The sequence below is a fragment of the Micromonospora sp. C97 genome (genome assembly GCF_018070385.1).
Lineage (GTDB): Bacteria > Actinomycetota > Actinomycetes > Mycobacteriales > Micromonosporaceae > Micromonospora > Micromonospora parva.
The window spans coordinates 1-23803 of sequence record NZ_JAGPXU010000001.1 but is presented as its reverse complement, the minus strand read 5'-3'; the positions used below and the strand labels follow the sequence as shown (position 1 = coordinate 23803).

General features: G+C 72.0%; 20 protein-coding genes. 8 read left to right on the top strand and 12 right to left on the bottom strand.

Features of this window, described 5'->3' with window-relative positions; all coding sequences use genetic code 11:
• The first annotated feature begins 30 nt into the window (after nt 1-30).
• The 5 genes from KBX26_RS00100 to KBX26_RS00085 all read left to right on the top strand — a co-directional run bounded on the left by KBX26_RS00100 (nt 31) and on the right by KBX26_RS00085 (nt 6025).
• Nucleotides 31-720 (top strand): DUF624 domain-containing protein, encoded by a 690-nt coding sequence (locus KBX26_RS00100; RefSeq protein WP_210864350.1) that lies wholly within the window; start codon nt 31-33, stop codon nt 718-720.
• Nucleotides 717-851: a hypothetical protein gene (locus KBX26_RS32640; protein WP_256443313.1), complete on the top strand. Its 135-nt coding sequence runs from the start codon at nt 717-719 to the stop codon at nt 849-851. The genes KBX26_RS00100 and KBX26_RS32640 overlap by 4 nt, the downstream gene beginning before the upstream one ends.
• Nucleotides 848-2986 carry an alpha-glucuronidase gene (locus KBX26_RS00095; protein WP_307857711.1) on the top strand — a complete coding sequence of 713 codons (2139 nt, stop codon included), beginning with the start codon at nt 848-850 and terminating at the stop codon, nt 2984-2986. Before KBX26_RS32640 ends, KBX26_RS00095 begins: the two co-directional genes overlap by 4 nt.
• 306 nt (nt 2987-3292) lie before the next feature.
• Nucleotides 3293-4603 carry a PHB depolymerase family esterase gene (locus KBX26_RS00090; protein ID WP_210864349.1) on the top strand — a complete coding sequence of 437 codons (1311 nt, stop codon included), beginning with the start codon at nt 3293-3295 and terminating at the stop codon, nt 4601-4603.
• Nucleotides 4604-4642: 39 nt separating this feature from the next.
• The gene (locus tag KBX26_RS00085; protein ID WP_210864348.1) at nt 4643-6025 is read left to right on the top strand and encodes an endo-1,4-beta-xylanase; all 1383 of its coding nucleotides are present in this window, start codon (nt 4643-4645) and stop codon (nt 6023-6025) included.
• A 166-nt stretch (nt 6026-6191) separates the two neighbouring features.
• Here KBX26_RS00085 and KBX26_RS00080 read toward each other — a convergent pair whose 3' ends face one another.
• The 9 genes from KBX26_RS00080 to KBX26_RS00040 form a co-directional block, all read right to left on the bottom strand.
• Nucleotides 6192-7682 (bottom strand): hypothetical protein, encoded by a 1491-nt coding sequence (locus KBX26_RS00080; RefSeq protein ID WP_210864347.1) that lies wholly within the window; start codon nt 7680-7682, stop codon nt 6192-6194.
• A complete protein-coding gene (locus tag KBX26_RS00075; RefSeq protein WP_210864346.1) occupies nt 7679-8260 on the bottom strand; it encodes a DUF3558 family protein in 582 nt (193 codons plus the stop codon). The genes KBX26_RS00080 and KBX26_RS00075 overlap by 4 nt, the downstream gene beginning before the upstream one ends.
• Before the next feature lie 47 nt (nt 8261-8307).
• Complete coding sequence (locus KBX26_RS00070; protein WP_210864345.1) at nt 8308-8841, bottom strand: hypothetical protein; 534 nt, start codon at nt 8839-8841, stop codon at nt 8308-8310.
• Nucleotides 8838-9122: a hypothetical protein gene (locus tag KBX26_RS00065; protein ID WP_030338145.1), complete on the bottom strand. Its 285-nt coding sequence runs from the start codon at nt 9120-9122 to the stop codon at nt 8838-8840. The genes KBX26_RS00070 and KBX26_RS00065 overlap by 4 nt, the downstream gene beginning before the upstream one ends.
• A 46-nt stretch (nt 9123-9168) precedes the next feature.
• A complete protein-coding gene (locus KBX26_RS00060; protein WP_030338147.1) occupies nt 9169-11916 on the bottom strand; it encodes an AAA family ATPase in 2748 nt (915 codons plus the stop codon).
• An 80-nt stretch (nt 11917-11996) separates the two neighbouring features.
• Complete coding sequence (gene sthA / locus KBX26_RS00055) at nt 11997-13400, bottom strand: Si-specific NAD(P)(+) transhydrogenase (RefSeq protein ID WP_030338148.1); 1404 nt, start codon at nt 13398-13400, stop codon at nt 11997-11999.
• Nucleotides 13401-13453: 53 nt separating this feature from the next.
• A complete protein-coding gene (locus KBX26_RS00050) occupies nt 13454-14476 on the bottom strand; it encodes a fibronectin type III domain-containing protein (RefSeq protein ID WP_210864344.1) in 1023 nt (340 codons plus the stop codon).
• 88 nt (nt 14477-14564) lie between these two features.
• Nucleotides 14565-15203, bottom strand: a complete 639-nt coding sequence (locus KBX26_RS00045) for a response regulator transcription factor (protein ID WP_030338152.1) — start codon at nt 15201-15203, stop codon at nt 14565-14567.
• On the bottom strand, nt 15200-16402 hold the full coding sequence (locus KBX26_RS00040; protein ID WP_210864343.1) for a sensor histidine kinase: 1203 nt from the start codon (nt 16400-16402) through the stop codon (nt 15200-15202). The genes KBX26_RS00045 and KBX26_RS00040 overlap by 4 nt, the downstream gene beginning before the upstream one ends.
• A gap of 146 nt (nt 16403-16548) precedes the next feature.
• On the opposite strand from KBX26_RS00040, the gene KBX26_RS00035 reads away from it, so the two are divergent.
• Together KBX26_RS00035 and KBX26_RS00030 are read left to right on the top strand one after the other, a co-directional pair.
• Nucleotides 16549-17307: an ABC transporter ATP-binding protein gene (locus tag KBX26_RS00035; RefSeq protein ID WP_030338156.1), complete on the top strand. Its 759-nt coding sequence runs from the start codon at nt 16549-16551 to the stop codon at nt 17305-17307.
• Nucleotides 17304-19835, top strand: coding sequence for an ABC transporter permease (locus KBX26_RS00030; RefSeq protein WP_210864342.1), 2532 nt, complete (start codon nt 17304-17306; stop codon nt 19833-19835). Before KBX26_RS00035 ends, KBX26_RS00030 begins: the two co-directional genes overlap by 4 nt.
• Nucleotides 19836-19885: 50 nt before the next feature.
• Here KBX26_RS00030 and KBX26_RS00025 read toward each other — a convergent pair whose 3' ends face one another.
• Nucleotides 19886-21499 carry an RICIN domain-containing protein gene (locus tag KBX26_RS00025; RefSeq protein ID WP_247680061.1) on the bottom strand — a complete coding sequence of 538 codons (1614 nt, stop codon included), beginning with the start codon at nt 21497-21499 and terminating at the stop codon, nt 19886-19888.
• Nucleotides 21500-21594: 95 nt separating this feature from the next.
• Nucleotides 21595-22017 carry a DUF2000 domain-containing protein gene (locus KBX26_RS00015; protein ID WP_210862690.1) on the bottom strand — a complete coding sequence of 141 codons (423 nt, stop codon included), beginning with the start codon at nt 22015-22017 and terminating at the stop codon, nt 21595-21597.
• 50 nt (nt 22018-22067) lie between these two features.
• On the opposite strand from KBX26_RS00015, the gene KBX26_RS00010 reads away from it, so the two are divergent.
• Entirely contained in the window at nt 22068-22871 is an 804-nt protein-coding gene (locus tag KBX26_RS00010; RefSeq protein WP_307857710.1) for an AraC family transcriptional regulator, read from the top strand.
• A gap of 9 nt (nt 22872-22880) precedes the next feature.
• On the opposite strand, the gene KBX26_RS00005 is transcribed toward KBX26_RS00010, so the two are convergent.
• Complete coding sequence (locus KBX26_RS00005) at nt 22881-23714, bottom strand: helix-turn-helix transcriptional regulator (RefSeq protein WP_210864687.1); 834 nt, start codon at nt 23712-23714, stop codon at nt 22881-22883.
• Between the last annotated feature and the right edge of the window lie 89 nt (nt 23715-23803).

The window sequence follows — 23803 nt, the reverse complement described above, 5'->3', positions numbered from 1 at the left end:
GCACCGGTCGGACGATCAGAGGAAACGACAGTGAGTGGCGCGGCCCAGACCTGGCGACAGTTCGGCGACGGACCACTGTCGCGGATCACCTCACGCGTCTACATCCTGCTCGTGGTCGAACTGCTCCTGCTGCTCACCACAGCGCCCGGCCTGCTCCCGTTGCTGCTGCTGGACCGCGACCCCAGCAACCTGCCGCTGGTCGCGCTCCTCCTGGTACCTGTCGGTCCGGCCCTCTCCGCCGCCCTGTACGTCCTGCGCCACCAGCGAACCGACCTGACCGACCTGCGCCCGGCCGCGGTGTTCTGGCGCGGCTACCGAGCGAACGCGTTCGGGGTGCTGCGCATCTGGGTGCCGACGCTGCTGTGGTTGGCCGTGCTCGCCCTGAACCTCGCCTACCGGGACGCGGTCGGCCTGGCGACCTGGTGGACGGTGCCGTTGGTGCTGATCGCGGTGGCGGTGACACTCGGCGCGGCCAACGCCCTGGTGATCACCTCGCTGTTCGACTTCCGCACCCGGGACGTGCTCCGACTGGCGGTGCACTTCCTCGTGCGTACCCCGGCGGTCACCGTCGGGAACGTCCTGCTGCTGGCCGCGGCGGCCGGGATCACCGCGGTCCTCTCCGAGGCGGTGCTGACGCTGCTCGCGTCGATCGCCGCCCTGGCGTTCCTGCGCGTCAGCGAGCCGATGATCCACCTGATCCGGAAGGAGTTCACGACATGAGCCTGCCCCTGAGCGCCACGGTGCCCTTCGGGGGCGACGACAACCCGCGACAGGAGACCGAACCGCCGTCGGCGCTCGCCACCCCGCGACTGCCGGCGTACCGGGTCGTCGTGCTGGAGGGAGACCGGTGAACGCCGAAGAGTCAGTGGACCTGGAGCAGTTGATGTTCGTCGACGAGCCGATGGATGGTGACGGGCCGCGGGTCCACCCGGCCTGGTTGCCCCCGGAGGCGTTCCGGTCGCTCGGTGCGCGCCGCGTCCTCCTGCACGGCGAGGGGTTGCTCGTCGACACCGTCCTCGACGAGGTCTCACGGGCCTGCGCGCGCTACGGCGGGCTGGTGTGGCACTCCCCGTCCTGGGACGTCGACGTCGACCTGGTGCTCGCCCTGCGCGACGCCGCTGAGCTGCCCAACCCGTCGGTCGAGGCGGCCCGTGCCGCCGGTGAGGCGGCGCTGGTCGAGCTGGGCGACGGCGAGACGCTCGGCGACGAGGGTTTCGTGTTGGCGCGGGCCGGTGACGTGACGGTCGTGCTGGCCGACGCGCCGGCCGGCCTGCTGTACGGGCTCTTCCACGTGGTCCGGCTCTGCGCGGCGGCCTTCGACCCGGCCCGCCCGCCGGAGTGGCACCGGCCGGCGCTGCGCCGGCGGATGCTGAACCACTGGGACAACGTCACTGTGCACCCGGTGATGGGCCAGGTCGAACGGGGGTACGCCGGCGGTTCGATCTTCTGGCGGGACGGCCGTTCGCGCGGCGACCTGGACCGGGTGCGGGAGTACGCGCGGCTGTTGGCGTCCTGCGGGGTCAACGCGATCTCGGTGAACAACGTCAACGTGGCCCGCACCGAGGCGCTGCTGCTCACCGAACGGCTCGGTGACGTGGCCGAGATCGCGGACGTGCTGCGCCGCTACGGCATCCGGGTGCACCTGTCGGTCAGCTTCGCCGCGCCGGTGCTCCTCGGTGGCCTGTCGACCGCCGACCCCCTCGACGAGAACGTGCGGGTCTGGTGGGCCGCGACCACCCGGCGGGTGTACGAGCGCATCCCGGACTTCGGCGGTTACCTGGTGAAGGCCGACTCGGAGGGGCAGCCGGGCCCGTTCACGTACGGCCGTGACCACGCCGACGGCGCGAACCTGCTGGCCGAGGCGCTCGCCCCGCACGGGGGAGTGGTGCACTGGCGGGCGTTCGTCTACAACCACCACCAGGACTGGCGGGACCGGTCCACCGACCGGGCGCGGGCCGCCTACGATCACTTCGCCCCGCTCGACGGGCGCTTCCGCACCAACGTGGTCGTCCAGGTGAAGTTCGGTCCGGTGGACTTCCAGACGCGGGAGCCGATCTCACCGGTGCTCGCCGCGATGCCGGCGACCCGGTTGGCGGTGGAGTTGCAGGTCACCCAGGAGTACACGGGCCAGCAACGGCACGTCTGCCACCTCGGCCCGTGGTGGAGTGAGGTGCTCAGCTTCGCCCCCTGGGGGCCCGGCGGGCGGACGATCGCCGACGTGGTCACCGGGGAGGCGGGGGCGGGCGGCGGGATGGTCGCCGTCGCCAACGTCGGCGACGACCCGTTCTGGACCGGGCATCCGTTGGCGCAGGCCAACCTGTACACGTTCGGCCGGCTGGCCTGGGACCCGCGGCGGGACCCGACGGCGATCCTCGACGAGTGGATCACGCTGACCTTCCCGCCCTCGGCGACCGCCGACGCGGAGCTGGTGCGGCGTACCCTGCACGAGATCATGGACGACTCGTGGCGCACCTACGAGCGCTACACCGCCCCGCTGGGCGTCGGCTTCATGGTCAACCCCGGCGACCACTACGGCCCCGGCGTCGACGGGTACGAGTACACGCGGTGGGGCACCTACCACTTCGCCGACCGCGACGGCGTCGGCGTGGACCGCAGCCGCGCGTCGGGCACCGGTTTCACCGGCCAGTACCCGCCGTACTGGGCGCAGGTGTACGAGTCACCCGAGAGCTGCCCCGACGAGCTGTTGCTCTTCTTCCACCACGTGCCGTACGGGCATGTGCTGCACAGCGGCTCGACGGTCATCCAGCACATCTACGACACCCACTTCGCGGGGGTGGAGGAGGTGACGGCGATGCGGCGACGGTGGCAGCGGCTCAACGGCATGATCGACCCGAGCGTGTACGAGCGGGTCGCCGAACGCCTGGAGGAGCAGGTGCGGTGTGCCACCGAGTGGCGCGACCAGATCAACACGTACTTCTTCCGCAAGTCCGGGGTGCCGGACGAGCGAGGGCGGGACATCTACTGAGCGGCGACCGACGGCCCGACCACCCGGTCGGGCCGTCGGTCACCTCGCGCTCACCGGGGTCTGCGCGTACCGATAATGTCCCGGTAATTTCTCGCGACCTGTAGTCGCTGATCATGCCGGTCGATGCCGGTGGTAGCGCAGGTGGCCGCCGGAACCGCTGCGGCGAAAGGTTTCCGGAAGTCTTGACAATCGAACGTGCTCGATTGAAGCTGACATGGTCACGCGAGCCGCGGTCAAGGTCGGGCGAAGGGCAGTCCTCGACTCAAGTCCCCTTCCACGCGCCTTTTTTCGCAAGGGATCGCGACGATGACACTCAAGACGAAAATGCTCGGCGTCGTCATGGCTGCCGTGACGTTGGCCGCCGCCGCGCTGACGTTCGCCACCCCCGCGTCGGCGGCGACGCTCACGCAGGTGACCAACTTCGGCACCAACCCCACCAACCTGCAGATGCACCTGTACGTCCCGGACCGGGTGGCGACCCGACCGGCGATTCTCCTGGCGATGCACTACTGCACCGGGACGGGCCCCGCGTTCCACTCGGGCACGCAGTACGCATCCCTGGCGGACCGGTACGGGTTCATCGTGATCTACCCGTCGGCAACCCGCAGCAGCAAGTGCTGGGACGTCTACTCGCCGCAGGCGTTGCGCCGTGGCGGCGGCAGCGACCCGGTCGGGCTGATGTCCATGGTCGACTACGTGAAGCAGCGCTACTCCGCCGACCCCGCGCGGATCTTCGCCACCGGCACCTCGTCCGGCGCGATGATGACCAACGTCATGCTGGGTGACTACCCGGACGTCTTCGCGGCGGGCGCCTCGTTCGCCGGGGTTCCGTTCGCCTGTTTCGCCACCGGCGGCACCTCGGAGTGGAACAGCCAGTGCGCGAACGGGCAACTCATCCGGACCGCGCAGCAGTGGGGTGACCTCGTCCGGGAGGCGTACCCCGGCTACACCGGACAGCGACCCCGGATGCAGATCTGGCACGGCACCAACGATGAGACGCTGCGCTACCCGAACTTCGGTGAGCAGGTCAAGCAGTGGACCAACGTGCACGGGCTGAGCCAGACCCCGACGTACACCGACTCCCCGCAGTCCGGCTACACCCGCACCCGGTACGGCAGCAGCGGCCCGATGGCGCCGGTCGAGGCGATCAGCATGCAGGGTGTCACGCACAACCTTCCGGTCGACGCCGCGCAGGTGATCCGCTTCTTCGGGCTGGACGGGACCGCACCGCCGACCACCCCGCCCCCGACCACCCCACCCCCGACCACTCCGCCGCCGACGACCCCGCCGCCGAGCGAGGGTGCCTGCCGGGTCGGCTACACGGTCAACGCCTGGAACAACGGCCTCACCGCGAGTGTGGCCATCACCAACACCGGCACCACCGCCGTGAACGGCTGGGCGCTGACCTTCACCCTGCCCAGCGGGCAGCGCATCACCGGCGGCTGGAACGCCCAGTACGCGCCGACGAGCGGTGCGGTGACCGCCCGCAACGTCTCCTACAACGGCACCATCGCCCCGAACGCGTCGGTCGAGATCGGCTTCCAGGCCACGCATGAGGGCGGCACCGGCAAGCCCGCTTCGTTCGCACTCAACGGTGCCGCCTGTTCGGTGTCCTGATTTCCCCTTCCACCCCACCACCCGAGAAGGAGTCACACGATGAGAAATGCGAGATGGAAGGCGGCATCGAGAGCTGCCATCGCGCTGACCAGCGCGGGGGCCCTCGCCGCCGGTATGGCGCTGTTCATGACCGCGCCGGCCGCCGCCGGTACGACGCTGGGCGCGTCGGCCGCGGAGAAGGGGCGGTACTTCGGTACGGCGGTGGCGGCGAACAAGTTGTCTGATAGTGCGTACACGACGATTTTGAACCGTGAGTTCAATTCGGTGACGCCTGAGAATGAGATGAAGATCGACGCGACGGAGCCGCAGCAGGGTCGGTTCAGTTACGGTGCCGCGGATCAGATTGTGAGTCATGCGCGGTCTCGGGGTATGAGCGTGCGGGGTCACACGTTGGCGTGGCATTCGCAGCAGCCGGGTTGGATGCAGAGCATGAGTGGTAGTGCGTTGCGGCAGGCGATGCTCAATCATGTGACGCAGGTGGCGACGCACTTCCGGGGTCAGGTGGTGGCGTGGGATGTGGTGAACGAGGCGTTCGCGGATGGTAGTTCGGGTGCGCGTCGTGATTCGAATTTGCAGCGTACGGGCAATGACTGGATCGAGGCGGCGTTCCGGGCGGCGGACGCGGCGGATCCGAACGCGAAGTTGTGCTACAACGACTACAACACCGACAACTGGACGCACGCGAAGACGCAGGCCGTGTACAACATGGTGCGCGACTTCAAGTCGCGTGGTGTGCCGATCGACTGCGTCGGGTTCCAGTCGCACTTCAACAACGACTCGCCCTATGTGAGCAACTACCGCACCACGCTGTCCAGCTTCGCGGCTCTCGGTGTGGACGTCCAGATCACCGAGCTGGACATCCAGGGCGCGTCGGCCAACACCTACCGCAGCGTGGTGGAGGACTGCCTCGCCGTTTCGCGCTGCAACGGCATCACCGTGTGGGGCATCCGGGACAGTGACTCGTGGCGGGCCTCCCAGACCCCGTTGCTGTTCAACAGCAACGGCTCGAAGAAGCCGGCGTACGACGCGGTCCTCGCGGCGTTGAACAACGGCACCACGCCGACCGACCCGCCCACCGACCCGCCGACCGACCCGCCGACCGATCCGCCCACGACCCCGCCGCCGGGGACGGGTGGCTGCACGGCCACGGTGACGGTGAACCAGTGGACGGGTGGCTTCGTGGCGAACGTTCGGGTGACGGCCGGATCGTCGGCCCTCAACGGCTGGACGGTGACGATCGCGCTGCCGTCGGGCGCGACGGTCACCAACGCGTGGAGCGCCGACCGCAGCGGTAACAGCGGCACGACAACCTGGACGAACGTGTCGTACAACGGCCAGGTCGGCGCCGGACAGTCCACCGAGTACGGCTTCCAGGCCAACGGCACCGCCGGCACTCTCAGCCCCACCTGCTCAGCCCGCTGAACCCTGGTCCGGCCGGTGCGGAGGCAGGACCAGCGCACCGGGCGGCCCCCCCCACCCCCCCCCCCCCCCGCGGGTGAACAAGTGGGGTGCGTCACGACACGCCGTGGACGCTGACCGAAATCTCTTGATCACCGAGTCGAGGTGGGGGTGAGCCCGATTGGGGACGTTAGGAGGTGCAGATCTTCTTGGGCGGTTGGATGTCCAGTTTGGTGAAGACGTTGTCGACTCTGCCGATGCCCGCCTTCGCCGCGATCGGCCCGGCGTTCACCAGATCGAGGAATGCGTTGATCGCCCTCGTCAGGCCAGCGGGAATCGTGTAACCGACGCCGTAGTCCAGGTACAGGCCGAGCTGGGTGCTGCGGCACAGCACGAGCGGTGCCCCCAGCGCGGAGCCGACGGTCAGCCCCACCGAGGCGGTGACTGTCGCGTACAAGCCGGCGGTGAAGCCGAGCGCACCCAGACCAGCCCGGAACGCGGCCTGGTAGTGCACGATGATCCCGTTCACGCCGACCGACGGGCCGCTGATCGAGTCCGTGATGCTGTTGCGGACGCTGAGGCGCCAGGGTTCGGTAGCGCCGAACGCGCCGTTGGCGTAACCGAACCCCATGGAGCCGCCCAGCGACCACTCGCCGGCCGCCTTGATGTTGCCGTCCTTGGCGCTGAAGGCCGTCTGCACGCCGATGAGCTGGTTGGCGGTGACCGAGAACGGTACGCCGAGGATCTCGCCCACCGGCACGCTGAAGTCCAGGGGGATGGGGATGCGCTTGTTGATGTTCTGGTGGCTGTCGGTGGCCCCGGCGATCTCGATCCGCAGCCCGGCCATCCCGCCGATCCGCAACTCCGCCCGGCGGACCGTGGCGCCGCGAATCTCCAGGTGGAACCGGGCGGTGGGCCGCTTCATCAGCAACGTCGCGGTGCCCGCCACGCGGATCCCACCGCCGTCGTAACTGAACCGCGCGCCCACACCGCCGGCACAACAGATCGGGGTGACGGCGAACCCGGCCACCCGCCGCTGAGCGGCGAAGGTTCCCGGTCGCACCGCGCGGGCCACCCCGAGCCGCCCACCCGAGGTCGAGTCAGGGCGTTGCCGGGCGACCGGGGCGGTCGAGGCCACGCCCCCGGCACCCTCACCGTCGGCGTCGTACTCCGCCCAGAAGGGCGTGCCCGCGTCGTGCCGGGTCGGGTTCTCCAACGCGACCGGGCCGTCACTGGCGAAGGTGCCGTCGCGGATCACGTCGGTGATGTCCACCGGCCCCAGGGTCACCGCCAGGTCGCCGGTGTCACGGCGGAGGTCGAGCACCCGCCCGACCGCCCGCCCGGTGAGGAACATGACCTTTCCCCGGGCGAGCGTGTTCGCGCCGCTGGCGCGGGGATCGATGCGCCAGGTGAGCGCGTCCGCGGAGAGCCCGCGCACCGACGCGCCGCCGCCACCGACGAACACCACGTCGGGTTGGTAGGTCACCCCGGGGTCGGACGTCGGCGCGGCCCCGTACCGCTGCTCCACCGCCGGGTCGGCGGTCGGCGGCTCGGGCGGCCTCGGTGCGGTGTCACCCCGCCCGCAGGCGGTGAGCAGGAGCACTGTCGCGGTGAGCAACGCGATCACCGGACGACGACGCCCCGGCCCGGCGGGCACCACGTCGCCGCCCCGGACGGTCACAGTCGGCCGGCGACCGTGGCGGCCGCGGATTCCAGGGCCTTGCGATAGACGGCCGGGTCCTCGGTGCGAACCAACCGGACGCAGGCCCACAGCCCGTCCTTGCTGACGAAGACCGTGCCGTCCTCGGCGTACGACTCGTCGCCCACTCCACTGATCGGGGTCAGCTTGTGCCCGAGTTCGCGATCGATGTCCAGGAACTTCTTCGCGCCGTCACCGACATACACCTCGACCTGCGCGGTCGGGCCGGTCGACGGTCCGGTGTAGGTGCAGCTGCTCCGATCCGGCGCGGGCGGCTCCGCTGGCTCCGCCAGCCGGGTGCCGGCCAGCTTCTCGGCCTCCTGCCTGGTCAACAGCGTGCAGGCGTCGACGGCCGTGGTCGCCGGGGCCACCTGCTCCGGCGGCACCGACGGTTCGCCGTCGGAGGTGGCCGCCACTGTCGGCTGGACGCCGGCGGCGGGGTCGTCCCCGTCGCCGCCCGTGCCGCCGAACAGGGCGCAGCCGCCGAGCCCGGCGAGCGCCAGGACCGCCGCGGCCACGGCTCCTCCGGCGCGTCGCCACACCGGTGCGAGGTGAGTCATCGTGGCTCCTCTCCTTGTCTCGGACTCGGCCGGTTCCGGCCTCGGGCTCACAGCGGGAGGGCGTCGAGCACCGAGCGCAACGCCGACTCGTATCCGCCCGAGGTGGCGCCCAGCCGCTCGAAACTGCTCAGGATCACGGTGTAGCTGCCCTTGTCGCTGACCACGACGGCCTCACCCGCGATGTCCTTGACGGCCAGGTACGCCTTGCGGCCCTTGTCGACGTCCCGCACCTCCCGGTAGACCTGGGTGGCCTGATCACGCTGGTAGGCGTAGGTGCTTTCGCCGGCGAGCGGCGATGCGGTGGTGATCGTCAGCGAGGCGACGCCTTTGCCGTCGCCGAACAGGCAGTTGCCCTGGTCCTGCATCGACTGACCGACGAGGTCGGAGACCTGGGCAGCGCTGAACGGGCACGCGGGTCGGGGCACATCGGGCAGTTCACCGCCGGCGTCGGTGTCCGCGTCGGCGTCGACCCCGACGCCGACGCCGGGGTCGCTGCCCCCGGTGTCGTCGGGGCCGCAGGCGACGAGCGGGATCAGCAGCAGCGAGCACCACAGGGGTGCGATCAGTTGGCGCACAGTCATGCTTCCTTCACCTGTCGTGGAACGTCTGAAATGGTGGGGTTGGCCTGCGGCGGATGGATCCACCAGGCCGGGATCAGCCGGTCCACCCGCCATGCGCTGACGGCGGCGGCAGCGGCCACCGCCTCCGCGTCGGGGCCTTCGACCAGCGCGATGACGACATCGTCGGTGGGCAACCGGATGGTGGCGACCAGCCGGCAGCCCACCGTGGCGATCAGCGGTGCCACCGCGCCCGCGTCGGCGGAGCAGTAGTACTGCTCCAGGACGAACAGGTGGTTGGCCATGACCCGACGCTAGGACGTGGCCGGCGGCGAGGAATCGGGCGTTTCCCTATGTTTGCGCTTCTGCCCTGGTCATCGCCGCGCCCAGCTCCGCACGGGTGGAGATGCCGAGCTTGCGGTAGACCCGGGCGAGGTTGGCCTCGACGGTCTTCGGGCTGACGAACAGCTCGTCGGCGATGGCCCGGTTGGTCCGGCCGCGCGCCGCCAGCCGCGCCACCCGATCCTCGGTGGGGGTGAGATGCCGGGGTGTCGGTGCCCGGCCGCCGACGCGAGCCAGCTCGGCCCGGGCGCGCTCGGCGAACGCGGCAGCGCCGATCGCTGTGAACTCCGCCACCGCCGCCTCCAGCGCCTGCCGGGCCGGCAACTTGCGGCGGGAACGCCGGTGCGCCATCCCCGCCACGAACAGGCAGCGTGCGCGATCCAGCGGCAGCACATCCGGCGGTACGGCGTCCCGCGCCGCCGTCAACGCGTCGAGCGCCGGCCCCGGGTCCCGGCCGGTGGCGCTGTCCAACAGCACGCGGGCCCGCGCGGTGCCCAGGATCGTCCAGGGCCGGGGCAGGCGGCGATGCCGGTCATTCAGACGTTGCAGCGCGGCGGCGGCCCGGTCGAGGTCGCCGGCCCCGACGCACGCCTCGATCCAGTCCGGCTCGAAGCGCATCGCCAAAGGCTCCACCAGACCCCTGGCATCGATCGTCGCGGCCAGGGTCGTGTAGGCGGCGGCGGCCTCCGCCATCCGGCCGGCCGACAGGGCCACGAACCCGGCCAACTGCTGGTGGATGCGTCGGCACCAGTCGTCGTCCAGCTCCTCGGCGAGCCGCAGGCCGGACTCGGCCACCCGGGTCGCCTCGGCCAGCCGACCCCGGTGGGCGTCGAGCAGGGCGGCCAGCCAGGTCTCCGCGACCAGGCCGCTGCCGAGCTGGTCGCCGAGGTCCCGGGCGGCGGCGATGTGCCGCTCGGCAGTGTCCCACCGGCCGGCCAGCAACTCGGCCTCACCCAGGTGCGAGAGCAACTCGTGCTGTAGGGGCTCGTCGCCGCGGGCCTCCGCCCGAGCGAGCATCCGGTGCAGCCGATCGCGGGCCCGCTGCGCGTCGTCGATCGACTTCCACCAGATCGCGGGCACCGTGCTCGCCAGCCACGCGGGCTCGTCGCCCTCCAGGCACAGTGCCCGCTCCAGCAGGTCGGTACGCGGCGCCCGGCCGAGGCGTACCTCCTGGAAGAAGAGCAGGAGCAGGGCGGCCGCGAGCAGGTCGTGCTCGCCGTCGCGGCCGTCCAACAGCGCGGCGGCGGCCTCGGCGTGCGCCCGCGCGGCCTCGGTGTGGTCGTCGAAGACGGCCAGGTGGGCGTGGACGCGGCCGGCCACTGCGGAGCCCGGCCGGGCCGCCGTCAGGGCCCGGGTGCCGATCTCCACCGCCGCCTGGCCGGCCTCGCCGCTGGACCAGGCGACGACGGCGCGCAGCAGCAACGACTCGGCCCGTAGGTCGCCGGTGAAATCGGCGGCGACCGCCTCGGCCGCCTGCCGGGCCGCCGGGAGGTCACCGCTGTCCAGCCGGCAGCGCGCCGCCGCCAGCCGCCGCCGGCCCAGCAGTGCCCGGTCCTCGACCGGGGTGAGCTGGCTGGCGCGCTCGTGCAGATCGGCGGCGAGGTCGGGCGCCCCCCGACTGTGCCAGCGTTCGGCCGCGGCGGCGAGGGTCTCCGCGACCACCGGGTCGGGTGCTGTCGTGCACAGCGCCAGGTGCCGGGCCCGCTCGTCCGGGTCGGCCACCAGATCGGCCAGTTTGCGGTGCAGGCGGCGGCGGACTCCGGGCGGGATGCCGGCCCGCACGGCGGCGGCATGCACCGGGTGGGTGAACCGCACGCCCGTCGGTGTCACCACGATCAGCCCGGCCTCCTCGGGGGCGTCCAGCGCGGCGGCGGGCACCCCGGCCGCGGACAGGTCGACGAGCGTGGGCACGGTCAGCAGGGCGGCCAGTCGGAGCGCGTCGCGGCTGGGCGGGGGCAGCCCGGCGACGACGTCGGCGAGCAGGTGGTGCATGGACGCGGCCACCGGCAGATCGTCGCCGGGCGAGGGGTGGCGTGGCAGCCGCTGCATGGCGCGGACCACCTCGATGGTCAGCAGCGGATTGCCCCCGGCCTCCCGGGCCACCCGGACCAGCATCGGTCGGGTGAGCGTGACGCCGAGCTGGTCGCGCACGACGTGGTGCAGCGCGCCGACGTCGAGTGGCGGCAGCTCTACCCGGTCGAGCCGGTTGCCGTGGCGGCCGTCGTCGAGCCCGAGCGGCACGTCCTCGCTGTCGCCCTGGCCGCGTCGGCGACTCACCAGCACGCTCAGGCCCGCCACCCGGCGTAGCGCGTACCGCAACGCGCGCTCGCTCGGCCGGTCCAGCCACGGCGCGTCGTCCACTGCCACCAGCGTCCTCAAGTGGGGGTCGGTCGTGGCGGCTTCCAGCAGGGACCGGGTCGCCGCCCCGACCACCCGGGTGTCGACGGCCTCCCGGACGGTGCCGGAGAGGAGCACGACCTCAGCCGCGGCCCGCTGCGGGCCGGGCAGCGCGGCGACCTGGTCGGCGAGCGGACGCAACAGGTCGGCCAGGGCGGCGTAGGGAAGCTCCGCCTCGGCCTCGGTGGGCGCGCAGCTGAGGACCAACCACCCCGCCTGGGTGGCGTGCGCGACCAGTGCCCGCCAGAGTTCGGACTTGCCGATGCCGGCCGGCCCCTCCACCAGCACCGGCCCGGATCGGCCCAGCTGCTGCCAGGCCCGGTCGAACACCTCGTCCCGCCCGACGATGGCGCGTCGCATGGGGAAATTCTGGCATCGGCGACGGTCGCCGGGGCATCCCGCCAACGGGTGATCGGGGATGGCCCGGCCGCCCCGAGGAGTCAGCCGTCGATGCGGGTGATGTTGCGGATCTTGTTGGACGCGTCCAGGGCGGCCACCTTGTACGCCTCGGCCAGCGTCGGGTAGTTGAACACCGCGTCGATCAGGTAGTCGATGGTGCCGCCGCAGCCCATCACGGCCTGACCGATGTGGACGATCTCGGTGGCGGCGGTGCCGAACACGTGCACCCCGAGCAGTCGGCCGTCGTCGGGGGAGACGAGCAGCTTCAACATGCCGTACGAGTCGCCCACGATCTGACCCCGGGCCAACTCGCGGTAGCGGGCGACGCCCACCTCGAACGGGGTGGAACTCTCGGTGAGCTGCGCCTCGGTCTGCCCGACGAAGCTGATCTCCGGGATCGTGTAGATGCCGATCGGTTGCAGGCCGTGCATCTCCCGGATCGGCTCGCCGCAGGCATGTTGCGCGGCCAGCCGGCCCTGCTCCATCGAGGTGGACGCGAGCGCGGGGAAGCCGATCACGTCGCCGACCGCGTAGATGTGCTCCACCGAGGTGCGGTAGTTGCCGTCGACGGCGATCCGGCCGCGTCGGTCGGCCGCCAGCCCGGCCGCCTCCAGCGCCAGGTCGTCGGTCTGGCCCTGCCGGCCGGCCGAGTACATCACCGTGTCGGCGACGATCTTCTTGCCGCTCTTGAGGACGCACAGCGCGGCCGTCTGGTGTTTCTCCACGGCGGCCACCTCCTCGCCGAAGCGGAACGCCACGGACAGGTCGCGCAGGTGGTACTTGAGTGACTCGACGATCTCGTCGTCGCAGAACTCCAGCATCCGGTCGCGGCGCTCCACCACCGTCACCTTCGTGCCGAGCGCGGCGAACATCGAGGCGTACTCCATGCCGATCACGCCCGCGCCGACCACGACCATGCTGCGGGGTACGGCCTGGAGGTTGATGACGCCGTCGGAGTCCACGATGGTCCGGTCGTCGAAGTCGACGCTGTCCGGGCGGGCCGGGCGGGTGCCAGCGGCGATGACGATCTTGTCGAAGGTCACCTTGGACTCGCGGCCGGAGCCACCGTCGACCCAGATCGAGTGCGCGTCGGCGAACCGTCCGGTGCCGGTGATCATCGCGACCCGGTTGCGGGCCAGCTGGTTGCGGATGACGTCGGTCTGCCGGGTGATGACGTGCTGGGTCCGGGCGGCCAGGTCGCTGACCGTGATCTCCTCCTTGACCCGGTAGCTGCTGCCGTACAGGTCCCGCTGGCTCAGGCCGGTCAGGTAGAGCACGGCCTCGCGCAGGGTCTTGGAGGGGACGGTGCCGGTGTTGATGCACACCCCACCGATCATGTCGCGGCGGTCCACGATGCCGACCCGCCGGCCGAGCTTGGCGGCGGCGATCGCGGCCTTCTGACCGCTGGGTCCGGAACCCAGCACCAACAGGTCGTAGTCATACACAGGCGTTAGCGTCGCAAGATGTCCTGGCGCGCGCCAGACTTCGTACCCGAGTGTTACTCAGCCGCCACCGTGCAGCTGCCGCCGTTGAGCGTGACCTCCTCCGGTGGCTGTGATCCGGTGGCGACGAACCCCAGCGACACCGTGCCGCCGGGTGGGATCAGCGCGTTGTGGCGGACGTTGCGCACCCGCAGGTAGCTGCTGTCGCGGTCGACGACCTCCGCGCCCCACAGGCTGCGCAGCTGCTGGGCGGCGTAGAACCGCCACCGCATCGTCCAACCGTCGATCGCCGTCGCGCCGGTGTTGGTGACCAGAAGGCGTGCCACCAGACCGTCGGGCCACTGCCCCACCCTCGAGCGGACCGTGCAGCTCGGCGGTGGCGGCAGCGTGGTCACGGTGACCGGTGCGGACATCGGTGACAGGTGGCCGGCCTCGTCGCGGGCCTGCACCACGAAGGTGTACGTGGTGCTCGGCGTCAGCCCGCTGATCTGGGTGCTGTTGCGCCCGGGCGGATACTGGTACACCTCGCTGACCCGGGTGAGGACGCCGCCGGCGTCGACCCGGAACACCTCGTACCGGTCGAGGGCGACGTTCTCGACCGAGTGCGCCCAGCGCAGCCAGACCAGCGTGGCGGCGACGTCGTAGGCGACCGGTTGGCCGGGTGCGCCGGGCGGTTGGTCGTCTCCCGGTGGCATGGTCACCCGCACTGTCGGGTCGGACAGTGAACGGTTGCCGGCCGCGTCCACCGCCGCGACGGAGAAGACGTACGTGCGCGACGGCCGTAGGCCGGTGATCCGGATGCTGGTGGTGTCGGTCGAGTACTGGGCGCCGGAATCCTCGAACCGGACGCCGACCGGATAGCCGACCACGCCGACGTTGTCGGTCGCGGGCGCCCAGGTCAGCTCGATCCAGGTGGTGTCGACGGCGACGACGGTGATCGGGCCGGGGGCGCTGGGTCGTTCGGTGTCCGCGGCGGCGTACGCCGGGGTCGCGCCCGCCGCCAGCACTGTCGTCGTGAGCACGCAGGCGGCCAGCGCGGCGGCCCTGGATCGGACGCCGCGCACCTGATGATCGCGCATGATGCTTGCCTCGCTTCCGGGTGACCGCAGCGGACCAGTCATCGACTGTCGACGATGTTAGGCCACTGCTGGTCGCACCGTTGCCCCGTCAGCCGACGAGGCGGCGTTCCCAGGCCCAGGCGGCGATCTCGACCCGGTTGCGGGCCTTGAGCTTCATCTGCACGCTCGCCAGATGGGTCTTGACAGTGCCCACGGCGATGAAGAGCTGGGTGGCGATCTCGGCGTTGGTCAGGCCGCGGGCGACGAGCTTCACGACGTCGAGTTCCCGTGGCGACAGCCCGCCGTCGTCGCGCGCCGGGGCCGGTGAGCTGAGGTGCTCCAACAGTCGTACCGTGATCGAGGGGCTGATCAGCGCGTCGCCGGACACCGCCGCGCGGACCGCCTCGACCAGCAGGGCCGGGCCCGAGTCCTTGAGCAGGAAGCCGCAGGCGCCGTTGGCGAGCGCGGTGTGCACGTACTCGTCGAGGTCGAAGGTCGTCACCACGACCACCCGGACCGGGTCGGTGACACCCGCTCCGGCGAGCAGCCGCAGCGCCTCGAGACCGTCGAGGCGGGGCATCCGGATGTCCAGCAGCACCACGTCCGGGCGCAGTCGTCGGGCCAGTTCGACGGCCTGCACCCCGTCGGCGGCCTCGCCGACCACCTCCATGTCCGACTGGGCGCCGATGATCATGCCGAAGCCGGTTCGGACCATCGCCTGGTCATCGGCGATCAACACCCGGATCACCGGGCCACCGCCGCGGGCAGCGGGAACGCCGCGTCGAGCACCCAACCACCGACGACGCCGGGCCCGGCGGTGATCGTGCCGCCGAGCGCACGGACCCGCTCGGTGAGGCCGATCAGACCGAAACCGTGCCCCCGGGCCGGCGCGGTGCGCGGCGACGCACCGTCGTCGGCGACCCGGACCAGCAACCAGTCCGGGGTACGCCGCACGACCACATCCACGGACCGGGCGTCCGGCGCGTGCTGACGGGTGTTGGTCAGCCCTTCCATCACCACCCGGTACGCCGACGTCGAGACCTCCACCGGCAGTCCGGTCAGGTCACCGTCCACGTGCAGCCTGGCCGGCGCGTTCGCCGCGCCGTTGAACCCGGTCAGCAGCGGCTCCAACTCGGTCACCCCGGCCAGCGGGGCCAGCGGCGCGTCCGGCGGGGCGTCCGGGTTGCGCAGGATCCCGACCATCCGCCGCATCGAGGCCATCGTCTCCGCGCCGGCCCGCTCGATCTGCTCCAGGGCGACGATCACCCGCTGCGGGTCCTGTTCGGCGACGAACCGGGCGCCCTGCGCCTGCACCACGATCCCGGTCACGTGGTGGGCGATGAAGTCGTGCAGGTCACGGGCGAACTCCGCGCGCTGCTCCGCCCGGACCAGCGCGATCGCCCGCGCCCGGCCGGCGGCGATCACCCGCAGGTAGAGCCCCACCCCGGCGGCGCCGGCCGCCGCGAGCGCCTGGAGCAGTCCGAAGATCACCAGCAGGCTGTCGGTGCCGACGCGCAGCGGCATCGCGGCCACGGCGAGCCCGGCGGCCACCGCCGCCCACGGGGCGAGCCGGGGCGCGCCCCAACGGCTCACCACGAAGACCACGCCGATCAGCCCGGCCGACTCGGCGAGCCCCCAGGTGCGGGCGATCAGGATGCCGCCGCCTGCGGAGAGGAGCACCACCCCCGCGGTCACCGCCAGTGAGGCGGCGGCGAGGGCCAGCGCGGCCACCGGCAGCCGGCGCGAACCCGGTTGGTGCACCGGCAGCCAGAGCGGCACCGTCGCCACCGCCAACCCCACCGGCACCAGCAGGAGCAGAAGAGCCGAGATCCCGCGGTCGTCCGCAGTGCTGGCCGTGAAGTCGAACAGAGCGAGGAGGCCAAAGGCCACCAGCCCGGCCGCCTGGGCCAGGCGTACCCACAGACGGCGAAGATCCGGAGCGCTCATGGTGACCCAGCGTAGCCAGCCGGGCGGAGCTGCCGGATCGGCCAAAAGGCAGACCCGGTGACGGCGATACCCGGCCCCGGGCCGATGCGCCCACCCCACCGCGGCGGCGACGCTTCCCCGGTCACCACGCAGCCACTGGAGGAACGATGACAACCCACGCCCCGCCGCAGACCAGCCACGCCGCGGTCGCCGCGGTCGACCTGGTGAAGGTGTACGGCAGCGGCGAGACCGCCGTCCGTGCCCTGGACGGGGTCTCGGTCGGCTTCGGCCGGGCCGAGTTCACCGCGATCATGGGCTCGTCCGGGTCCGGCAAGTCGACGCTGATGCACTGCCTCGCCGGACTCGACACGGCCACCTCCGGACGCGTCCTGCTCGGCGGTACGGAGCTGACCGGCCGGTCGGACCGGACCCTGACCCGGGTACGCCGGGAGCGGATCGGCTTCGTCTTCCAGTCCTTCAACCTGCTGCCGCAGCTCACCGCCGCGCAGAACATCACCCTGCCGCTGGACCTCGCCGGTCGGCGGCCCGACGCCGACCTCCTCGCGCACCTGGTGCGGGTGCTGGGCCTCGGCGACCGCCTGAACCACCGGCCCAGCGAGCTGTCCGGTGGCCAGCAGCAGCGGGTCGCGCTGGCCCGGGCGCTGGTGGCCCGGCCCGAGGTCGTCTTCGCCGACGAGCCGACCGGCAACCTCGACTCCCGCTCCGGCGCGGAGGTGCTCACCATCCTGCGCGACTCGGTACGCGACCTCGGCCAGACCGTCGTCATGGTCACCCACGACCCGATCGCCGCCGCGTACGCCGACCGGGTGGTGCTGCTCGCCGACGGGCGGCTGGCCGGCGAGATCGACAAGCCGGACCAGGTGTCGGTCACCGACGCCCTGCGTGAGCTGGCGGCCCGGGCATGAGGGCGACGGTGTTGCGTACCCAGACGGCCGCCGCGGCCCGGCGGCCCGGCCGGCTGATCCTGACCGGCCTGGCGATCCTGGTCGCGTCGTTCGTCGTCTTCGGCACCGTGCTGGTGCAGCAGATCACCGAGCGGACCGTGCGGGACAACCTCAGCGGCACCCCGGCCGTCACCGACCTCGTGATCGGCAGCCCCGGCGAGCCGCCACCCACCGTGGCGGACGTGCGGCAGATCCGGGCCGTGCCCGGGGTGGCCGAGGCGGTGGCCCGGGCGTCGGCCGGGATCTCCGTCGGCGAGGGTTACCTCAACCTCCAGGCCGATCCGGGCACCGGCCCGCTGAGCACGGTCCGGCTGATCGAGGGCAGCTACCCGGACCAGCCCGGCGAGATCGCGGTCACGCCGCGCACCGCCGAGCGGCTCGGGCTCTCGGTCGGCACCACCACCAGCGGTACCGGCGGTGAGCTCACCGCCCCCGCCGCACTCACCGTGACTGGCGTGGTGGAGACCGCCGCCGACGCCGGCTACGACGCGTACGCCCCGGACAGCGCGGTGATCGCCTGGGCGCGCCTCACCGGCGTGGAGCGCGTCGACCTGCGAGTTTCCGCCGACGCCTCGACGGAGGTCGTCCGCCAACGGGTGAGCGCGGCGGTCGCCGGCCAGCCGATCCGCTCCGGCGCCGAGGTGCGCGAGGCCGAGGCCAACGCGGCGGCCGAGGAGGTCGGGCGACTCTTCATCCTGGTCGGCATGTTCGTCTCCATCGCCGTCGTCGCCGCGGCGCTGGTGGTCACCTCGACCTTCCGCATCGTCTTCGCCCAGCGGATGCGGCAGCTCGCGCTGCTGCGGGCGGTCGGCGCGAGTCGGGGCACCCTGGTGCGGGCCCTGACCGCCGAGGGAGCCCTGACCGGGCTGGTCGCCGGCGTCGTCGGGGTCGTCAGTGCCCTCGCCCTCGGGTACGCGCTGCCGGCGGTGCTGCGCGCCACCGGCCGCGCGGTCTCCGCGCCGGGCCTGCCACTGGCGACGGCGGTCCTGGTGGTGATCGGTGCTGTCGTGCTCACCGTGCTGGCCGTGCTGGCACCGGCGCTCTCGGCCGCCCGGGTCTCCCCGCTGGAGGCACTGCGGACGGCGAGCACCACCGCCGGCCGGCGCGGCATCGGGGTCCTGCGTCTGGTCGGCGGGCTGATCCTGGCCATCGGTGCGGTACTGGCGGCGGTCGCGACGATCAGTCAGTTGCCGAAGCCGGACCAGTCGAGCTACGACCCCGCGATGCCGCTGCTTCTGCTGGTCGGGTCCGGCGCGCTGGCGTTCTTCGCGCTGGTCGCTCTCGGTCCGCTGCTGGTACGCCCGGTGCTGGCAGTGGTCGGTTGGCCGCTGCGCCAGCTCGGGCCGCTCGGACGGATGTCGGTCGGTGGCATCGGCGGGGCGCCGCGCCGGGCGGCCGCGGTCTCCGTCGTGGTCGCGCTGGGCACGACGCTGATCTCCGGGGTGGTCATCGGCGGCACGTCGTTGCAGGTCCTCGCCGACCGCGAGATGGCGCTCGCGGCCCCCACCGACTTCGAGGTCACCGGCAACGGTGCGACGCTGCCGCCGGCTGTGGTGAGTCGGGCCGAGGCGGCGCACGGCGCGCTGGCCCGGGTGGTGCCGTACCGGAAGGTTGACGACGCCACGCTGCTGCGCGGTGCCGACAGGCTCGGCGCCGTCGAGTCCGGCTACCCGATGAGCGACCTGGACGTGGCGGTGTTGCCGAGCACCGGTGACCTGGACGTGGCCCAGGGCAGCCTGGACGATCGCGGCCCCGGCCGGATCGTGCTCAACAGCTGGGTCGCGCGGGACGCGGGCCTGCGGGCCGGCGACACCGCGACGCTCGCCGTCGCCACCCGCCGGGTCGACGTCCGGGTGGTCGCGGTGCTGCCCGGTGACGGGCCGCTGCACGCGGGCATCCTCGCCGACCCGGCCGACCTGGACCGGCTCGGCGTGGCGTCGGCGTACACCGGTCTGTTGGCGGACGCGGCCGGTGCCGGCGAGGACGGTCGCACCGCCGGTGTGCGGGCGCTGCGGCAGGCGATCGCGGGCAGCGACGGGGTGGGCCTCACGGTGCTCGCCGACGAACGGGACCGCACCGACGCGTTGGTCCGCACCCTGGTCTGGATCGCGGTCGGTCTGGTCAGTCTGACCGTGCTGATCGCGGTCGTCGGGGTGGGCTCCACGACCGCGCTGTCGGTGGTCGAGCGGGTACGCGAGTCCGGGCTGCTCCGGGCGATCGGGCTGTCCCGGACGGGTCTGCGCACCATGTTGACTGTCGAGTCCGGCCTGTACGGGTTGATCGGCGCGAGCATCGGCCTGGTGCTGGGCGTCCCGTACGCCTGGTTGGCGGTGCAGGCCCTCGGGATCGCGGCACCGCTGACCGCGCCGCTGCTGCCGCTGGCCGGGCTGTTCGTGGTGCTGGTCGGGCTGACCGCGCTGGCCGGGGTGCTGCCGGCCCGTCGGGCGTCGCGGGTCAGCCCGGTGGTGGCGCTGGGGACTGACGGCTGAGCACCGCCGTGGGGTGGCGTCGGTTGTCGGCGCCGCCCCCGGCGGCCCGGTCAGTTGGGGTTGTTGGCGTGGGTCAACGTCTCCCAGGCGACGAAGAGGTTGTTGGTTCCGGCCGGACGTTGTTGCAGCGTGAGGGTCTGGGTGTTGGTCATGACGTTGCCCAGCCGGTTGCTCATCGCGTTGAAGCCGACCTCGGTGATCGGGCCGAGGCCCCGGGTGAGGCTGCCGCCGCAGAGCCAGGAGGGCGGCGCCTCGCCGAGCTGGTAGCGCGAGTGGAAGCCGAGCGCCTGACGCAGCCGCTCGCCGACCTGCGGGTACAGGTCGCGGCCCTGGATCCGGGAGGTCTCCGCGACGTGTGAGATGGCGGAGATCCCGTACCCGGTGTGGACGAAGTCTCGGCAGGTCTCCTGGGCCAGGCCGGCGACGAAGGTGGACTGGCCCTGCCAGTAGCCGATGATCTCCGCGCTGGTGTCCAGACCGCTGCCGGGCGTGGTGTACGGCAACGCGCCGTCGCTGGGCAGGTACACGAAGGCCCGGGTGCGGTTGAGGAAGCGGGTGACCGCCGCGTCGTAGGCGCTGCGGTCGTCCAGGAACACCGCGATGCCGACGGCGGCCTCCATCATGGTCAGTTCCCAGTTGCCGTTGCTGTTCGAGCCGTTGCGCACCATCGGCAGGTAGACGGTGCGCAGCATCGTGGCGAAACGGCTGGCGTTGGGCCAACTCTGGTACGTGTACTTGATGATTTCGGCGGCCCGGGGCCAGACCGAAGCGGCCCAGCCGGTCTGCAGCGGGGCGTTGCTGCCGGTGTGGGCGGTGATCGTGGCCGACCACGCGTCCATGATCTGAATGGACTTCTGCGCGTACCGGGCGTCTCCGGTGGCATACCAGGCCAGCGCGTCGGTGTACGCGGCGATCGCGTCCTCACGCTCGTCGGTGCAGCCGTTGTTCGGGTTGGAGTAGGAACCGCACTCGACCACCGAACGGGGCGCCGGGGTACGCGACAGGGAGGCGTACCGGCTGCTCATCATCTGGTTGTAGGCCGCCGCCCACGGCTGCGCGCCGGCCTGGACCCGGCCCCGGACGAAGTCGAGCTGGCCTCGGCTGACCAGCACGCCGGGGTGGGTGAAACCAGCAGAGGGCGGCGGTGTGGTGCCGCCGCCGCTGGGCAGTGTCCAGGTCTGGTTGGCGGTGCCGGTGCAGCTCCAGATCTGCAGCGGGGTGCCGTCGGCCGAGCTGGGACCGGTGGCGTCGAGGCACTTGCCGGAGACCGGGTTGACCAGTTGGCCGGCGTTGGCCGACCACTGCTGCGCCCCGGTGCCGTTGCAGTCGTAGATCTGCACCCGGGCACCGTTTGCCGTGCTGGCGGCGGCGATGTCCAGGCACTTGCCCAGCGCCCGGATGGTGCCGTCGTCGGCCACCGTCCACTGCTGCGCGGTGGAGCCGTTGCAGGTGAAGAGCTGGACCTGGGTGTTGTTGGCCGGGTTCGCGGCGGCCACGTCGACGCACTTGCCGCCGTACCCGGTGATGGCGCCGGTCGCGGCCGCCGTGGCGGGTGCCGCGCCGACGACCATCGCGGCCGGTACGGCGAGCAGGGCCGCGGCGAGCGCGGAGGTCAGTCTGATGCGGGGGTGGCGGGGCACGAGCCCGGCCAGTCGTCGCGCCATGTCGGGTCCTTCCGGGGCGGCGAAATAACTGTAAAGTGTGTTAATCATTACAGCCATACACACCGATATCAATGTCTTCGTCGCCACGGATGCCGTTACGGGTGCATCGACGCGCCCTTGAGCACCTTGTCCACCACGTTGCGTGGCGCGTGCAGCGCCAGGCCCACCAGGTCGAGCTTCTCCCGTCCGACCGCACGGACGGCGGCCCGGTTGTCCCGGTCGTTGCCGGTGGCGAACAGCTCGGCCGTGAAGATCGCCAACCGTAGGCCCCGGGCGAGGGCACGTGAGTGCGCGCCGACCACCGTCGCCCGATCCCCGGCGAAGATCAGCACCGGCTGGCCGAACATCGGCAGGTAGCGGGTGTCGTCGGCGTCCCGGTACTCCTCGCCGAGCAACTCGGGCAGGGTGCTCGCGATGCCGCTGACCAGGAAGGCGGTGACGTTCAGTCGTTGCCAGCTTGCCAGGTCGTCACGGAGCAGTACGGCGATCTTGGTGGGAAAGCGGATCGGTTCGGTCATGGCGTCGAGCCTGCCCGCCCCGACGTCGCCCGGTCTTGTACGTTCTTAGCGTGGCCACCAGCCCGGCTGGCTCGCACGTCAGCGCATGGCGACCCGCGGTAGCCGGGGTCGCCGAGGTCTTCCACGCCCATTTCGTGGACCACGCCTACCCCCGGCACATCCACGACGTGTGGACCCTGTTGATCGTCGACGACGGCGCGGTCCGCTTCGACCTGGACCGGCACCGGCACGGCGCGCTGCGCACGTCGGTCACCCTGCTGCCACCGCACGTCCCGCACGACGGCAGCTCCGCCACCCCGGACGGCTTCCGCAAGCGGGTCCTGTACCTGGACGCCTCCGCGCTCGACGCCGAGCTGATCGGCCGGGCCGTGGACGAGCCGGACCTGGCCGATCCGCAGCTGCGCGACCGGATCCACCACCTGCACCAAGCGCTGGCCGCACCCGGCGACGAGTTCGAGGCCGAGAGTCGCCTCGCGTTCATCCTGGACCGGCTACGCCGCCAGCTGCGCCAGCGCCCTCCGGTCGATGGCCAGTCGGCCGGACGCGGCCTCGCGGTCCGACTACGGGAGCTGCTGGACGCCCGGACCGTCGAGGGCGTCACGCTGGGGGAGGCCGCGCAGCTGCTGCACGCCCACCCGACCCACCTGGTCCGGATCTTCACCCAGGTGTACGGCGTGCCACCGCACTCGTACCTGACCGGTCGTCGGGTCGAGCTGGCCCGGCGCCTGCTCCTCGCCGGGCAGCGGCCCGTCGAGACGGCCGTCGCGGCCGGGTTCTACGACCAGGCGCACCTGGCCCGCCACTTCCGGCGCTACCTGGGCGTCAGCCCGGCCCGCTACCCCGCCCGGGGCTGATCGGACGGGTCAGACGAGCTGGCCGCCGATGACGGAGAGCAAGCGCAGCTTCTCGTCGCTGGGCGACCCGGGCACGGCGGTGAAGACCAACAGCGTCTGCGACTGGTCCGGGTCGACGAGTGTCTGGCAGTGCAGCTCCAACGCCCCGACCTCCGGGTGCACGAAGTGCTTGGGCGGGCAGTAGCCGGCCGGCACCGGGTGTTCGCGCCACAGCCGCGCGAACTCGACGCTCCGGGCCAGCAGGTCGTCGACGAGCGCGGCGGCCCGTGACCCGCGCCCGTCACGGGTGTACGCGGCGTGCAGGTGCGCCACGAGCAGGCGGCTCTGCGTCTGGTGGTCCTGCGCCGGGTGCAGCTGCCGTGCCGCCGGGTCGGTGAACCAGCGGTGGTGGGCGCTGCGCGCCAGGCCGGTGTACCGGGTCTCGTCACCGAGCAGCGCGACGGCCGGCGCGGTCTGCGCCAGGGTCTCGCCCAGGTGGTTCACCACCTGGGCCGGGGTGTCGTGCATCCGGTCGAGGATCCGCATCATGCCCGGGTTCACGTGATCGGCGCGCAGCGCCCGACGCGGAACCGCGTGCCCGGCGAGCTGGAACAGGTGGTCCCGTTCGGCGAGGGAGAGTCGCAGGCCACGAGCGAGCGCGGCGAGCATCTGCTCCGAGGGGTGCGGCCCACGCTGCTGCTCCAGCCGGCTGTAGTAGTCGGTGGACATCCCGCTCAACGCGGCGACCTCCTCGCGCCGGAGCCCTCCGGTGCGTCGGCGCGGGCCCCGGGGCAGCCCGACGTCCTCGGGCTGGAGGGCCTCGCGGCGGGTGCGCAGGAAGCTCGCGAGTTGGGCGCGGTCCACGATGACTCCGATCGGCAGGTGCCGGGAAACGACCCGGCACATCGAGCGCAACAGCACACCCCCAACCCCGTGTTCCCTCCGCCCCACCC